At 67.3% G+C, this 14,688-nt stretch carries 15 protein-coding genes; 4 read left to right on the forward strand and 11 right to left on the reverse strand.

Going from position 1 to position 14,688, the window contains the following annotated elements; genetic code table 11:
- Window positions 1–179: 179 nt before the first annotated feature.
- From HAV18_RS04355 to HAV18_RS04370, 4 genes are all read right to left on the reverse strand, one after another.
- The gene (locus HAV18_RS04355) at window positions 180–476 is read right to left on the reverse strand and encodes an XRE family transcriptional regulator (RefSeq protein WP_011355454.1); all 297 of its coding nucleotides are present in this window, start codon (window positions 474–476) and stop codon (window positions 180–182) included.
- A 73-nt stretch (window positions 477–549) separates the two neighbouring features.
- The gene (locus HAV18_RS04360) at window positions 550–909 is read right to left on the reverse strand and encodes a type II toxin-antitoxin system RelE/ParE family toxin (RefSeq protein ID WP_166953170.1); all 360 of its coding nucleotides are present in this window, start codon (window positions 907–909) and stop codon (window positions 550–552) included.
- Between the two features lie 126 nt (window positions 910–1,035).
- Window positions 1,036–2,022 carry a pca operon transcription factor PcaQ gene (pcaQ, locus tag HAV18_RS04365; RefSeq protein WP_166953173.1) on the reverse strand — a complete coding sequence of 329 codons (987 nt, stop codon included), beginning with the start codon at window positions 2,020–2,022 and terminating at the stop codon, window positions 1,036–1,038.
- Window positions 2,023–2,099: 77 nt separating this feature from the next.
- Window positions 2,100–2,837 (reverse strand): helix-turn-helix domain-containing protein, encoded by a 738-nt coding sequence (locus tag HAV18_RS04370; protein ID WP_166953175.1) that lies wholly within the window; start codon window positions 2,835–2,837, stop codon window positions 2,100–2,102.
- Window positions 2,838–2,957: 120 nt separating this feature from the next.
- Here HAV18_RS04370 and HAV18_RS04375 point away from each other — a divergent pair, with 120 nt between their 5' ends.
- From HAV18_RS04375 to pcaG, 3 genes are all read left to right on the forward strand, one after another.
- Window positions 2,958–3,524, forward strand: a complete 567-nt coding sequence (locus HAV18_RS04375) for a YiiX/YebB-like N1pC/P60 family cysteine hydrolase (protein ID WP_166953177.1) — start codon at window positions 2,958–2,960, stop codon at window positions 3,522–3,524.
- A gap of 274 nt (window positions 3,525–3,798) precedes the next feature.
- Entirely contained in the window at window positions 3,799–4,506 is a 708-nt protein-coding gene (gene pcaH, locus HAV18_RS04380) for a protocatechuate 3,4-dioxygenase subunit beta (protein WP_006489685.1), read from the forward strand.
- A gap of 3 nt (window positions 4,507–4,509) precedes the next feature.
- Entirely contained in the window at window positions 4,510–5,103 is a 594-nt protein-coding gene (gene pcaG, locus HAV18_RS04385; RefSeq protein ID WP_166953179.1) for a protocatechuate 3,4-dioxygenase subunit alpha, read from the forward strand.
- 461 nt (window positions 5,104–5,564) lie between these two features.
- Here the strand turns inward: pcaG and HAV18_RS04390 are convergent, their stop codons facing one another.
- Entirely contained in the window at window positions 5,565–6,344 is a 780-nt protein-coding gene (locus tag HAV18_RS04390) for a helix-turn-helix domain-containing protein (RefSeq protein ID WP_166953181.1), read from the reverse strand.
- Window positions 6,345–6,486: 142 nt separating this feature from the next.
- Here HAV18_RS04390 and HAV18_RS04395 point away from each other — a divergent pair, with 142 nt between their 5' ends.
- The gene (locus tag HAV18_RS04395) at window positions 6,487–7,266 is read left to right on the forward strand and encodes an alpha/beta fold hydrolase (protein WP_166953183.1); all 780 of its coding nucleotides are present in this window, start codon (window positions 6,487–6,489) and stop codon (window positions 7,264–7,266) included.
- A gap of 35 nt (window positions 7,267–7,301) precedes the next feature.
- Here the strand turns inward: HAV18_RS04395 and HAV18_RS04400 are convergent, their stop codons facing one another.
- From HAV18_RS04400 to HAV18_RS04425, 6 genes are all read right to left on the reverse strand, one after another.
- Window positions 7,302–8,129, reverse strand: coding sequence for a M55 family metallopeptidase (locus tag HAV18_RS04400; RefSeq protein ID WP_166953185.1), 828 nt, complete (start codon window positions 8,127–8,129; stop codon window positions 7,302–7,304).
- Window positions 8,126–9,208, reverse strand: a complete 1,083-nt coding sequence (locus HAV18_RS04405) for a P1 family peptidase (protein WP_166953187.1) — start codon at window positions 9,206–9,208, stop codon at window positions 8,126–8,128. Before HAV18_RS04405 ends, HAV18_RS04400 begins: the two co-directional genes overlap by 4 nt.
- Window positions 9,208–10,101: a glutathione ABC transporter permease GsiD gene (gsiD, locus tag HAV18_RS04410; RefSeq protein WP_166953189.1), complete on the reverse strand. Its 894-nt coding sequence runs from the start codon at window positions 10,099–10,101 to the stop codon at window positions 9,208–9,210. The genes HAV18_RS04405 and gsiD overlap by 1 nt, the downstream gene beginning before the upstream one ends.
- A gap of 7 nt (window positions 10,102–10,108) precedes the next feature.
- Window positions 10,109–11,029, reverse strand: coding sequence for a glutathione ABC transporter permease GsiC (gene gsiC / locus HAV18_RS04415; protein WP_166953191.1), 921 nt, complete (start codon window positions 11,027–11,029; stop codon window positions 10,109–10,111).
- Window positions 11,030–11,108: 79 nt separating this feature from the next.
- On the reverse strand, window positions 11,109–12,671 hold the full coding sequence (gsiB, locus tag HAV18_RS04420; RefSeq protein ID WP_166953193.1) for a glutathione ABC transporter substrate-binding protein GsiB: 1,563 nt from the start codon (window positions 12,669–12,671) through the stop codon (window positions 11,109–11,111).
- Between the two features lie 95 nt (window positions 12,672–12,766).
- A complete protein-coding gene (locus HAV18_RS04425) occupies window positions 12,767–14,668 on the reverse strand; it encodes a dipeptide ABC transporter ATP-binding protein (RefSeq protein WP_166953195.1) in 1,902 nt (633 codons plus the stop codon).
- Window positions 14,669–14,688 lie beyond the last annotated feature (20 nt).

A 14,688-nucleotide genomic window follows, 5' to 3' on the forward strand; every position in this document is an offset into this window, starting at 1 on the left:
GCGCGGGCGCCCGCGCTCCAGGTCAGTGACCCGGCATGTGCGCGCGGGCCGACACTCGCGCGCTCGCGGCGACACGCCGTCGAATCATGGCCGAACCGCTGGCCGGGCAACCGGCCACTGCGCCGTGCGCATCACGCGCCGGGCCGCGGACTCGACCGTACACCGATGCTTCATGCTCGTCAGGCGGGCACCAGCTCGAAGCTGAGCCGTTTGCCGAGCGCGGCGGCAGCGCTTGCGAGCGTCGCCAGCGTGAGGCTCGTGTCGGTTTCGTCGAGCAGACGGTTGAGCGCGGCGCGGCTGGTTTTCATCCGCGCGGCCATCGCGGTTTTCGTGATGTGCTGCGCCTTCATTTCCTGCCCGATCTGCCAGGCGATCACGCGCTTGATCGCGGTGGCGGTGGCCGCTTCGAGATTGCCGTCCTCCTCGAGGAAGGTATCGAAATCGCTGCCGATATGCGGATTGTTCGTGGTCGTCATGAGGTACTCCATTGCATGGCGTTGCCGGCTGCCTGACCGTCGAGGACGGTGCGTTCCGGCGCAACCGGGAAATTCAGATGGCACGCATCAACGCTTTGAGACGCGCGACGGTGACATCGAGATCGTCCGACGGCGTGGCCCGCGACTGCTTGCAGAAACCGTGCAGCAGGACCATGGTGCCGCCGACGACCGTAAACAGCACACGGGCGCTCCGCCCCGGCAGCATCACGCGGATCTCCCACAGATCCTGTGCCATCTTCCGGACCAGCGGCATGCCGAGCGGCCAACCGAGTTGAACGGTCTTGATCTCCTCGCCGATCACCCTTCGCTCCGCCTGCCCAAGCGACTTCAGCCATTCGCGCACCGGCTCGTTGCCACGGGCCGTCTGGAAGAACCGCACGCCGAGCGTGACCTGGATCTGCTGTCTCGTCATCGTCTTGACACCCATCGTACCAAAAACGATACGATATGCCAAGCACCCGTGGGGCCGCTACTGGCCGGATGGCCAATCCGGCAGCCGGGGATGGGTCGGGCCGCGCTTGCCGCGCGATCCGCCGGGTCAATTGTCGCGACGAGCCGGCTTGCGCGCCGCGCGTGACGTCCGGCTCATGCGCGTGTCGCCGAAGCGCGATCGCGCGATGTCGCGCACCGCATCGATCAGCGTCCGCGCGACCGGCGACGGCTGTGCATCGGTGCGCAGCACGAGCCCGACCGGCTCGTCGGTACCTGCCGACGGCAGCGGCAGGCGTGCCAGCGCCCCGGCCGACAGGTCGTATTCGGCCGCATAGAGCGGCACGAACCAGACCGCATCGTTCTCGAGCGTCAGCGCCCGCGCGACCGATACCGACAGCACCTCGATGAACGAGTCCAGCGGCGGCACGCCGCAGGCGCCGAGCAACTGCTCGGCCGACTGGCGGATCAGCGTGCCGAACGGCGGCAGCACGACCGGATAGCGCGCGAGCTCGGCGGCCGGCGCCGCGCTTGAAAGCAGCGGATGCCCGGCACGCACGACGGCGACGAGCGGCTCGTTATACAACTGCTCGAACGCGAGCCCGATCATCCGCTCCGGCTCCGACAGCCGCCCGATTGCGCACTCGATCGCGCCGGACTTCAGGCGCTCGAGCAGATCCGCGTTCGCGGCCGTCGCGATCCGCACGACGATGCGCGGCCAGCGCTCGGCGAGCGCCTTCATCAACGCGGGCGCGAGCGATGCCGCGACGGTCGGCAGCATGCCGATTTCCAGTGTCGCCGCGGCGGCGCCGCCCTCACGCGCAAGCAGCCCGACACCCTGCCGCAGCGCCAGCACGCAAGCATTGGCGTGCGGCATGAACAGTTGCGCCTCGCGGGTCGGCTGCGCGCCCTGCCGGCCGCGCTCGAACAGCTTCACGCCGAGGATCGCCTCCAGTTCGGCGATCGTCTTCGAGACGGCCGGCTGCGTGATCGACAGGCTCTCCGCCGCCTTCTGCACGCCGCCCAGCTGCGCGACCGCGAGAAAGCACTGCAGGTGCCGGAACTTGACGCGGCCGTCGGCGATACGGTTATTCATAACGGGTGGTTATGCGATTGACGATGAAATGCCATTTTGCATAACTTTCCGGATAGCCCCAAGCATTCGACGATGCGTCACGCGCGACGCCGCAGTGCCTGGAAACCGGCCGGCTCCCACATGCGCTTCGCGATCAGCAAGCTCGTCCCGTGCTTCTGTGCGAGCGGGGCGGACGACGATTCCGCATGCAGCGCGGCCGCCTTGCTGCGCAGCCGACGCAATTCCAGCTCGAGCTCCGCGGAGGCGGCCGCCGTCAGCATCCCCTGCGAGAACGTCATCGTCTCGCCCTCCCCGTCGAAGCGGCTGTCGAGAAAATCGCCGAGCGCGTGCGCATGGAAATAACGGCGGATCGGCCCGCCGGGCAGCCAGTCGAAATCGCGCGCGACACGCACGCGAATCCGGTCGCCCGGCAACAGCGCGACGACGTTCATCCGGTCGAGCATCAGCAGGTATTTCACGCACTCGGCTTGCGTCACCTGATAGGCCGACACGATGTCCTGCACGGTCCAGTAGTTGATTGCGCAGACAGCAACGAGCAGCAGTTTGTCGTCCGACACGAGCAGCGCCTCCTGCTGCTCGGTCAGCACGCGCAGCCTCGGCGCCGACGCGGAAGCCTCCTGCACGAGCTCGGCCAGCGTAAAGCCGAGGAGCTGCGCGATCTCCACGACACGCTCCAGCGTAAAGCGGCCGCTGGCGAACAGCCGCTTCACGCTCGTCTCGGAGACGTCGAGCGCCCGCGCGACGTCGCGGTAGGTCATGCCCTGCGCCTTCAACTGGCGCTTCAGCATTTCGATGAGTTGGGCGGTTTCGGTCATATTGGTATCGAAAAATGATGCTCAAGGTCAGATATTAGGCTACCTGTGCACGCAGATGAACACTTTCGGATACTTGTCTGCATAATCCGCTCCGTGCTGTCACTGAACGACGGAGCTGAAATGACCACCCGAACCGAAATCGCCGCCTACGAATCGCACCACACCGCCCCGCGCGATGCACGCGACACGGATCGCACGATGCCGCTCGCCACGATCCGCACGCTGGCCGCCAGTGCGCACGTCGGGGATCTCGTGTTCATCCGCGTGCCGGCCAGTGCACCGCGCGACGCGGCAGGCACGACGGGCGCGTGGGCCAATCGCTTCGGCATCGTCGTCGATACGTCGGGCGACGAGCCCTTGATCGCCGAATCCGCGTTTGCTTGGACGAAGCTCACGCCGCTGTCGCGCTTCGTCGCCCGCACCGATGCCGGGCGCATCGCACTGGCGCGCCGCGTCGCCGCACCGACCGCCGATGCGCAGCGCCGGGTGCATGCAACGGCGGAACAGCGGATCGACGCGCTGCTCGGCAACCGCTTCAACCTGCGGACACGACGCGGGTTCTGCGCGGACTACGTGAGCGGCGTGCTCGGTGCCGACCGGGACGCGACGCCGGCCGCGCTGCTGCGCAGCGGCACGCTGTCACTCGAATTCGACGGGATCGTGTTCGATCCCGGCCGTCAGTCATAACGGGCGCGCTCAGGGAGACCGGATAACAACAAGAACGAAAACACAAAAAGCAGCGACGGGCTGGCTGGAGGGCCGTGCACGGGGTCGTCACCGACGACGCGAAGCCCGATCGCTTTTTCCGCCGGACAGGCATCCTGTCCGGCGGAATTTTCATTGGTGCGTCGAACATAACAAACGGTTATGCGATTCGCGAAAAAAGGTCATTTTGCATAACTTTCCGGATTGGCTAAAGTCCTGCCATCCCCTACGCGAAATACCTATCAGGAGACGCCCGATGGATTCCCCCACGATCCTCACGCCGCGCGACTGGCCGTCGCATCCGGCCTATGTCCACCCCGAGTACCGTTCGTCCGTGAAGCGCGGCCCGACCCGCCCGCTCATCCCGCTGAAGGAGAAGCTCCGCGACCAGTACGCGCCCGTCTACGGCGCGGAAGATCTCGGTGCGCTCGACCATGACCTGACGAAGAATGCCGTGAAGAACGGCGAGCCGCTCGGCGAGCGCATGGTCGTCACGGGCCGCGTGCTCGACGAAGGCGGCAAGCCCGTGCGCAACACGCTCGTCGAGGTGTGGCAGGCGAACGCGGCCGGCCGTTACGTGCACAAGGTCGACCAGCACGACGCGCCGCTCGACCCGAACTTCCTCGGCGCGGGCCGCTGCCTGACCGATGACGAAGGCCGCTACCGCTTCCTGACGATCAAGCCCGGCGCGTATCCGTGGGGCAACCATCCGAACGCGTGGCGCCCGAATCACATCCACTTCTCGCTGTTCGGCGATTACTTCGGCTCGCGTCTCGTCACGCAGATGTACTTCCCCGGCGACCCGCTGCTCGCGTACGACCCGATCTTCCAGGGCACGCCCGAGGCCGCGCGCGATCGCCTGATCTCGCGCTTCTCGATGGACATCACCGAAGAAGGCTATGCGCTCGGCTACGAATTCGACATCGTGCTGCGCGGCCGCGACGCTACCCCGATGGAGCGCTGAACCATGACGACGCTGAAGCAAACCCCTTCGCAGACGGTCGGCCCGTACTTCGCGTACGGCCTGTGCCCGCAGCAATACGACTACGACCTGAAGAGCCTGTTCACGCCGACGATCGCCGCGGCACACGCCGAAGGCGAGCACGTGCTGCTGGTCGGCCAGGTGTTCGACGGCGACGGCAACGTCGTCGGCGACGCGGTGCTCGAATTCACGCAGGTGGACGGCGCGGGCCGCTACCCCGCGTCGCGCGACGACATCGCGAAATCCGGCTTCACGGGCTTCGCGCGGGTCGGCACCGGCACCGATGCGCAGCAGCGCTTCGTCGTCGAGACGGTGAAGCCCGGCCGCATCGCCGCCGGCGAAGCGCCGCACATCAACGTGACCGTGATGATGCGCGGGATCCTCACCCATGCGTTCACGCGCGTGTATTTCGACGACGAAGCGGCCGCGAACGCAGCCGACCCGGTGCTGAACGCGGTGCCGGCCGAGCGCCGCACGACGCTCGTCGCGAAACGCGACGCGCAGCCGGGCCGCCCGGTCGTCTACCGCTTCGACATCCGCATGCAGGGGCCGGACGAAACGGTGTTCTTCGACGTGTGACGCGCGTGTCGGCACACGCCGGCTTCGCCCGCTACCGCATCGCCGTGTGGCGCGATACCGACAGGCATCGCGCCAAGCGGCGTTTTTCGTGGTCAGTCGCCATCATTCGATGCTGCGGCGCATCGCGCCGGGCCACGGGTACAGACATCCGATATCAGCCGCTTCCGGCCCCTGTATCGAACGCGCGATTGAAACGCATGCTGCGACTGCACATCAATCGTCGGTCGGACGGGATATCGTTTGCGCGTTATGCGGCGTATCCTTCGTTATCCGCAACGCACCAACGGGATTAAATCAGCATCGGCAATAATTACGCATGTAATGCGCGACACCGCCCGGCAGGCTGTGCGCGCATTTTTTTCTGACCGGGTGCCTTTAAACGCGTCTGACCGAACTTGGCAGGCGCGTATTTTTTTGGCGGTAACCGGCGCACCGGCGTGGCGCGCGCGGATTCGTTCCGGTCAGCGCCGAATCTCCAGATAGCGGCTCGGCGTATCGCCCAGAATGCGGCGAAACGCCGACGTGAACGCGCTAGCGCTCGCGTACCCGAGATCGAGCGCGACGCGCGTGACCGGTTGCCCGTTGCTCAGGCGGGCGATCGCCGCGAGCATGCACACCTGCTGGCGCCATGCGGCAAAACTCACGCCCGTCTGCGCGCGAAACTGCCGCGTGAACGTGCGCCGGCTCACGCCGGCGTCAGCGGCCACCTGGTCGAGATCGGCCGCGATCGACGGCGACGCGAGCAGGTGCCGGCACACCTTCGCGAGCCTTGCATCGGCCGGCAGCGGCGCATGCAGCGACAGGCGCGGCATCGTCGCGATTTCCGCGACCAGCAGCGCCATCAGCTTGCCCGCGCGCCCGTCCATGTCGTACAGGGCCGGCAGGTCGATCGCGTCGTCGATCAGTTGCCGCAGCAGCGCCGATACGCCATAGACGCCGCACTGCTCGGGCAGGCCCGCCTCGAGCGCGGCGTCGCCGGACACGAACGTGTTGAGCATCGTGACCGGCCCGGTCATCGTCATTTCGTGCCGCACGCCGGCCGGCACCCAGCACGCGCGCTGCGGCGGCACCAGCCAGCGCCCGTGCGGCGTCGACACGCTGATCGTGCCGCGCGACGCGAACGCGAATTGCCCGCGCCCGTGCGCGTGCTCCGGAAACGTCGTGCCCGCCGCGTAGTCGTTCGCGGTCACGACCACGCTTCGCGGAATGTGTTCGTAGGGATCTAGCAGCGTATTTCTCACGGCCCGAATTCCATCATCAATGACCCGATATCAAAGGCGGGTCTCCTTCGCGCGAATTACGATCCGCTCCACCCTTGCGTGACCTCACGGCCGCAAGACCCGTCGGCCTGATCGGCCGGATTACCACTGCATCGGAGCGGACATGCCGAATACGTTTCATCGTGTGGGGGACGGCCCCCACCCTGTTCTTGTACTGCCCGGCTGGTTCGGCGACGCCCACGCGTTCGAACCCGTCGAAGCGTGGCTGTCGCGTGAGCATTTCAGCTATGTATTCATGGATTACCGAGGTTACGGCCGCATGCGCGACGCAGCGGGCGACTACACGATCGACGAGATCGCCGCCGACGCGCTCGCGCTTGCCGATACGCTCGGTTTCGCGACCTTCAGCGTCGTCGGCCACTCGATGGGCGCGATGGCGGCCGAGAAAGTCGCCGCCATGAAGCCCGACCGGGTGCGCGCGCTCGTGCCGGTCACGCCCGTGCCTTGCGGCGGCCTGCCGTTCGACGCAGAGAAACGCGCGTTATTCGAGCGCGCCGCCGACCACGTCGCCGATCGCCGGACCATCATCGATCGCAGCACCGGCGGCCGGCTGCCCGCCGCCTGGGTCGCATGGAAAGCCGCGTATTCGGCAGCCCGTTCGTCGCCGACGGCGTTCGGCGCGTACTTCCGCGCGTGGGCCGATACGGATTTCGGCGACGAGATCGCCGGCATCCATCCGGTGAAAGTGCTGATCGGCGAGCACGATCCGGCGTTCGACGCAGCGTTGATGGCCCGCACTTACCTGCGGCGCTATCCGCTCGCCACCGTCGACGTGTTGCGCAATGCGGGCCACTATCCGATGAACGAGACGCCGCTCGCGCTGGTCGCGGCAATGGAAACGTTCCTGCTTGCCGTGACAACGAGCCCTGCCGCCGCGCATTGACCGGTCGCACGCCTGCGACATCGCTGCGGCACACATCACCGCAACATGAACGACATCGCGGACAGGCTGTTCAACGTGCGCACCACATGCTCGACCGAAGGCCCGTCGAAGCGCAGCGTGACCGCATCGACGCGCTCCAGCGACGGCAGCACGCAGAACAGGTCGGCCAGCGCCGCCGTCTGCACGCGCAGCGTGCAAGCGGCCGGCACGGGCCGATGGACGCCCGCGTGCACACCTGCCGACAGTGCCCGCGCGACCGCTTCGCGTGCGGCGGAGGCGATCCGTGCACACGACGCGGCGGGCGTGAGCGTATCGCCGCTCGATGCGCCGCCGGCCGTCTTGACCGTCTCGAAATGCGCATCCGGAAACAGCGGCTGCGTTTCCTCCGCGAACACGTCGTCGCCCGTGGCCAGCGCGACGTGCGCGCCATATTCACGTGCCAGCGCGCCGTACAGCCCGGCTTCGCCGAGCTCGACGCCGTTCAGCCACACCTGCGTGAACGCGAAACCGTTGATCGTGTGCGCGAGGATGCCGCGCGTCTGCGATTTCGCGTGATAGCCGATCATGAACACGAGATCGGGCTGTTGCTCGAGGCCCGCCATCATCCCGAGCGTGCGCGGCTTGCCGAGCACGACACGCGCACGCGCATCGAGCCCGTCGGGCAGCAGGTTGCGGAACCCGCCGTGCGAATCGTTGACCCACACGGCCTGCGCGCCGCCCATGAACGCGCCTTCGATCGCCGCATTCGCCTCGGCGGTCATCCAGCGCCGCGCGCGCTCGTATTCCGGATTGCCGGCGCGCGTCTGCTCGGTGGCGAACACGCCGGCGACGCCTTCGATGTCGGTCGAAATCAGGATTTTCATGACTGGGTAAGAAGTCCTTCGGGGCCTTCGTTGAACAGGCGATCGAGATCGGGCACCGCATCGCGCAGCGATTGCCGCACGTGGCCGTCGCGCCCGGCCACCGTCACGGCCTGCAGCAATGCATCGGCGATGGCGTGCTCGACGCTTTCGGCCGCGGCCATGAACAGCGGATCGAGCGCCGCATCGGCGACGAGGGCCGGCAGCGCGACAGTCGATGCGTCGTGCGCGATCGTGTATGCGGTGGAGAATGCGAGCGCGATGTCGCCGCTGCCGTGCCCGTAGACCGAGCCCGTGCGGGCCAGCCCCGCGCCCGCGCGGCGCGCGAGCCGCGACAGTTGCCGCGCGTCGAGCGGCGCATCGGTGGCCAGCAACAGGATGATCGAGCCCTGTTCGGGTGGCGCCGCGTGTGCGGCCTCGGCCGCACGCCGTTGCGCGACGATGCGCCCGAGCGGCACGCCGCCGAGCGTCAGCATCGGCAGCCGGCCGAAATTCGCGAGCACGAGTGCACCGACCGTATAGGGCCGGCCGGCCGCGACGGCAACGCGCGATGCCGAACCGATCCCGCCCTTCAGGTCGAAGCACGACATCCCGCGCCCGGCCCCCACCGCGCCGCGCGCGACGTCACGCGACGCCGCGCGGCATGCGTCGTCGTAATGCGCGGCCGTGACCGCGAACGCCTGGATATCGTTCAGATAGCCGTCGTTGCACTCGAACACGAGCGGGTTGACGGTCGACCAGTCGCGGCCGATTGGCGGATTCGCCGCGATCGCCGCGCGAATCTGCGCCTGCGCGAGCGCGCCGACGCCGAACGTATTGGTCAGCGCGATCGGCGTATCGAGCGTGCCGAGCTCGTCAACCTGCACGAGCCCGACGCTCTTGCCGAAGCCGTTGATCACGGCGGCGCCCGCCGGCACCTTGCTGCGGTACACGTCGCCCGGATGCGGCTTCACGACGGTCACGCCCGTCTGCACGCTGCCGGCATCGAGCGTGCAATGGCCGACCGTCACGCCCGGCACGTCGGCGATCGTGCCGCGCGGCCCGGCCGGCAGCGTCGCCGTCCACATCGGTGCGCTGCCCATCAACGGCGCTCCAGCTTCGGATCGAGCGCGTCGCGCAGCCCGTCGCCGAGCAGGTTGAACGCAAGCACGGTCAGGAAGATCGCGAGGCTCGGGAAGATCGCGATGTGCGGCGCCGTCACCATGTCCGCGCGCGCCTCGTTCAGCATCGCGCCCCACTCCGGTGTCGGCGGCTGCGCACCGAGCCCGAGGAACGACAGGCTCGCGGCCGTGATGATCGACGTGCCGATCCGCATCGTGAAGTAGACGACGACCGACGACACGGTGCCCGGCAGGATGTGCCGCATGATGATCGTCCAGTCCGACGCGCCGATGCTGCGTGCGGCCTCGACATAGGTCATGTGCTTGAGCATCAGCGTGTTGCCGCGCACGAGCCGTGCGAACGCCGGGATGCTGAAGATCGCGACCGCGCAGATCACGTTGACCATCCCGTTGCCGAGGATCGCGACCACGCCGATCGCGAGCAGGATGCCCGGGAACGCGAACAGCACGTCGGCCACGCGCATCGTGATGCGGTCCCACCAGCCTTCGTAGTAGCCGGCGAGCAGCCCGAAGAACGTGCCGATCACCGCGCCGAGCGCGACCGAGAAAAAGCCGGCCGCGAGCGAGATGCGCGTGCCCGTGATGATCCGGCTGAAGATGTCGCGGCCGAGCGAATCGACGCCGAACCAGTGCACGGCCGACGGCCCCGCGTTCAGCGCGTCGTAGTCGAAATAGTTCTCCGGATCGAACGGCACGATGTGCGGGCCGACGAACGCCAGCACGACGAGCGCCAGCACGAAGCCGCCCGCGACGAGCGCGACGGTCTGCTTGCGGAACTTGCGCCAGAATTCGCGCCACGGCGTGCGGATCGCGGTCGGTGCGGCCGGCGCCGCGGGCTGGACAGTCGCGTTCATGGGCGCCTCACTTGAACCGGATGGTCGGGTTGATGACCGCGTACAACACGTCGACGGTCAGGTTGATCAGGATGAATTCGAGCGAAAACAGCAACACGATCGCCTGGATCACAGGGTAGTCGCGCATCGTCACGGCATCGACGAGCAGGCGCCCGAGGCCCGGCCAGTTGAACACGACCTCGACGACGATCGAGCCGCCGAGCAGGAAGCCGAACTGCAGCCCCATCATCGTGACGACCGGGATCATTGCGTTGCGCAGGCAGTGCTTGAGCACCACCATCGGCTCGTGCACGCCTTTCGCGCGCGCGGTGCGCACGAAATCCTCGTTCAGCACCTCGACGAACGATGCGCGCGTGAAGCGCGCCATCACGGCCGCCACCGCCGCGCCGAGCGTCAGCGACGGCAGCACGTAGCTCCGCCACGAACCGTCCGGCACGACCGGCAGCCAGCCGAGCTTCACCGAGAAAATTTCCATCAGCAGCATGCCGAGCGCGAACGCGGGAAACGAGATGCCCGACACCGCAATCGTCATGCCGAGGCGGTCCGGCCAGCGGTTGCGCCACACCGCCGACGCGATGCCGATCGCCATGCCGAAGGCCGTCGCCCACACCATGCTGACGAGCGTCAGCATCAGCGTCGGCATGAAGCGCTCGCCGATCTCGGTCGATACCGGCCGCTTGCTGCGCGTCGACAGGCCGAAATCGCCGTGCGAGATCTTCACGAAGAAGTTCACGAACTGCGCGGGCAGCGGCTGGTCGAGGCCGAGATCGGTGCGCACCAGCGCGACCGTCGCATCGTCGGCTTCGGGCCCGGCCGCGAGCCGCGCCGGGTCGCCCGGCAGCAGGTGGACGAACAGGAACACCAGCACCGCGACGATCGCGAGCGTGGGCAGCAGGCCGAACAGGCGTTTGACGAGAAAATTCAGCATGGGGCACCGATCGAATCAGCGTGCCGGCGGCTTGCGCCGCCGGCACCGCGTGGCGGGCGAACCGCCGTCATCACCACTGTCATTTCAGCGAGATTTCGTCGAAGTTGAACGAGCCGTCCGGCATCACGTACGCGCCCTGAAGCCGCTTGCTGCGCGCATACACGATCTTCTCCTGCACGAGGAAGATCCACGGCGCATCGGTCCAGATCTGCTTCTGCGCATCGGTGTAGAGCTCGGTCTTCTTCGCGCGGTCGACCGTCTCCAGCGCCTTCGAGAGATCGCCGTCGACCGTGTCGTTCTTGTAGTACGCGGTATTCAGGAGCTTCGGCGGCGCCGATGCGCCGGCGAGCAGCGGCGTGATCGCCCAGTTCGCCTCGCCGGTCGACGACGACCAGCCGATGTAGTACATCCGCACCGGCGCCTTCGCCGGATCCGGCGCGCTCTCGACCTTCGCGACGCGCTCGCCGGCTTCCAGCGCCTGCACCTGCACCTTCACGCCGACCTGCGCGAGCTGCTGCTGCACGAACTGGATCGCCTTCTGCGACGTCGAGTTGTTATAGGCGGACCACAGCGTCGTCTCGAAGCCATTCGGATAACCGGCCTCCTTCAGCAGCGCGCGCGCCTTCGCCGGGTCGTACGGCCACGGGCCCAGCTTCGTCGCGTAATCGACGCCCTGCGGCACGACGCCGGTGGACGGCGTCGCGAAGCCGGCGAACGCGACCTTCGCGAGCGCTTCCTTGTTCACCGCGTAGTTCAGCGCCTGGCGCACCTTCGGGTTGTCGAACGGCTTCTGCTGCATGTTGAGCGACACGTAGCGCTGCACGATCGACGGCCGCTCCACGACGTCGACCTTCGGGTTGCCCTTCAGGTCGGTCGCCTGCTCGAACGGGATGCGGAACGCAAAATCGGCTTCGCCCGTCTTGATCAGCGCCGCACGCGTGTTGTTGTCGACCACCGGCTTCCAGTCGATCGCGTCGATCTTCGGATAACCCTTCTTCCAGTAGCCGGCGAACTTCTTCACCTTCAGGTCGTCGGTCTGCTTCCATTCGACGAACTCGAACGGGCCCGTACCGACCGGGTGCAGCGCAATGTCGCGGCCCCACTTCTTCAGCGCGGCCGGCGAGATCATCACGGCCGACGGGTGCGCGAGCGTGTTGATCAGCGCCGAGAACGGCTCGCGCAGCGTGATCTTCACCGTGTACGGATCGACCACTTCGGTCTTCTCGATCACGCGGAACATGTTGTAGCGCTTCAGGTGGTTCGCCGGATCGGTCACGCGGTCGAAGTTCGCCTTTACAGCCGCTGCGTTGAAATCGGTGCCGTCGTGGAACTTCACGCCCTGGCGCAGCTTGATCGTGTAGACCTTCGCATCCGGGCTTGCGTCGTAGCTGGTCGCCAGCACGTTGACGAGCTTCATGTCCTTGTCGAAGCCGAACAGCCCCTGGTAGAACGACTTGACGACGGCCTGCGACACCGTGTCGTTCGCGTCGTACGGGTCCATCGTCGTGAACGTCGAATCCACCGCCATCACCGCGGTCTGCTGCGCGAACGCGGGCGCCGCAGCCGACAGCGCGAACGCGCCGGCAAGCGCGGCGAAACACGCGCGCGGACGAAACATCGGGAACGGATGCTGCTTGGTCATTTTGCTGGGCTCCTATCGGTGAATCGGTGACGCCTCACGGGCGTTTCGGTTTCGACTTCCTGCAAGCTCGCGCATCGCCAGGGCGATGCAGTTCTTCAGTACGCGCCGCCGACGCGGTGCGTCGCGACGTAGTGATCGGGGCCGACCGCGACGAGCGGCGCGACGAGCGGCTCGTCGCCGGCCGCGCGGATCGGGCTCGGGATTTCGTCCGCCGCGAGCTGACGCGGTGCGTGCCGGCGCGCGGGGTCGGCCACCGGCACCGCGCTCATCAGCTTCTTCGTGTACGGGTGCTGCGGCGCCTCGAACACCGCGCGGCGCGGGCCGATCTCGACGATCTGGCCGAGATACATCACCGCGACGCGATGGCTGATGCGCTCGACCACGGCCATGTCGTGCGAGATGAACAGATATGCGACGCCGAGCTCGCGCTGCAGGTCGAGCATCAGGTTGACGATCTGCGCCTGCACCGACACGTCGAGCGCCGACACCGATTCGTCGGCGATCACGACCTTCGGGTTCAGCGCGAGCGCACGCGCGATCGCGATCCGCTGGCGCTGGCCGCCCGAGAATTCATGCGGATAGCGGCGCGCGGCCTCGGGCGGCAGGCCGACCTTGTCGAGCAGCCAGTCGACGCGCGCCTGCGCTTCGCGGCCGCTCGCGACGCCGTGCACGAGCAGCGGCTCCATGATCGAGAAGCCCACCGTCAGGCGCGGGTTCAGCGATGCGAACGGATCCTGGAAGATGAACTGGATGTTCCGGCGCAGCGCCTGCAGGTCATGCCCCTTCATTGCGCTGATGTCGCGGCCGTCGAACTCGATCGAGCCGCTCTGCGATTCGACGAGGCGCAGCAGCGAGCGGCCGGTGGTCGACTTGCCGCAGCCCGATTCGCCGACCAGTGCGAGCGTCTCGCCCGCGCGCAATTCAAAGCTCACGCGTTCGACCGCATGCACGTATTGCGATACGCGGCCGAACACGCCGCTCTTCACCGGGAAGCGCGTCACGAGATCGCTCACGCGCAGGATCGGCGGCGCAGCATGATCGACAGGCGGCTGCACATCGTCATTCGCCGCCGATGCGGGCGCCGGTGCTGCCGTGTTTGCGCCCTCCACCTTCAGCAGCGGGAATTTCTCGGGCGCGTCGGTGCCCTGCATCGAGCCGAGTTTTGGCACGGCCGCGAGCAACGCGCGCGTGTAGCGATGCGCGGGCGCCGCGAAGATGCGATCCGATTCGCCCTCCTCGACCTTCTCGCCGCGATACATCACGAGCACGCGGTCGGCCACTTCGGCCACCACGCCCATGTCGTGCGTGATGAAGATCACGCCCATGTTCATCTCGTCCTGCAGCCCGCGCACCAGTTGCAGGATCTGCGCCTGGATCGTCACGTCGAGCGCGGTCGTCGGCTCGTCGGCGATCAGCAGCGCGGGCCGGCACGACAGCGCCATCGCGATCATCACGCGTTGCCGCATCCCGCCCGACAGCTGGTGCGGATAGCGCGCGAACACGCGGCGCGCCTCCGGAATGCGCACGAGTTCGAGCAGCCGCAGCGTCTCCGCACGCGCTTCCGACGCGCTCTTCGACTGATGCAGCGCGATCGCCTCGCTGATCTGGTCGCCGACGGTAAACACCGGGTTCAGCGACGTCATCGGTTCCTGGAAAATCATCGCGATGTCCGCACCGCGAATGCCGCGCATCGTCGCACCGCTTGCCTGCGCAAGATCGACGAGCGCGCCGCCGCGCCGACGGAACGCGATCCGGCCGTTCGTGATCGCGCCGCCGCCGTGCTCGACGAGCCGCATCAGCGCGAGCGACGTGACCGACTTGCCCGAGCCCGATTCGCCGACGATCGCGAGCGTCTCGCCGCGATCGACGTGAAACGACACGTTGCGCACCGCGTCGAACGTCGCGCCTTCGCGGCGGAACGTGACCGACAGGTCGTCGACGGCCACCACGCGCTGCTCGGGCAGCACCAGGCCGGACGGGTTACGGCTCGAAGTCATCGTGAGTCTCCTCCTCGTGC

This window comes from Burkholderia sp. D-99 (assembly GCF_011605345.1).
Taxonomy (GTDB): Bacteria; Pseudomonadota; Gammaproteobacteria; order Burkholderiales; family Burkholderiaceae; genus Burkholderia.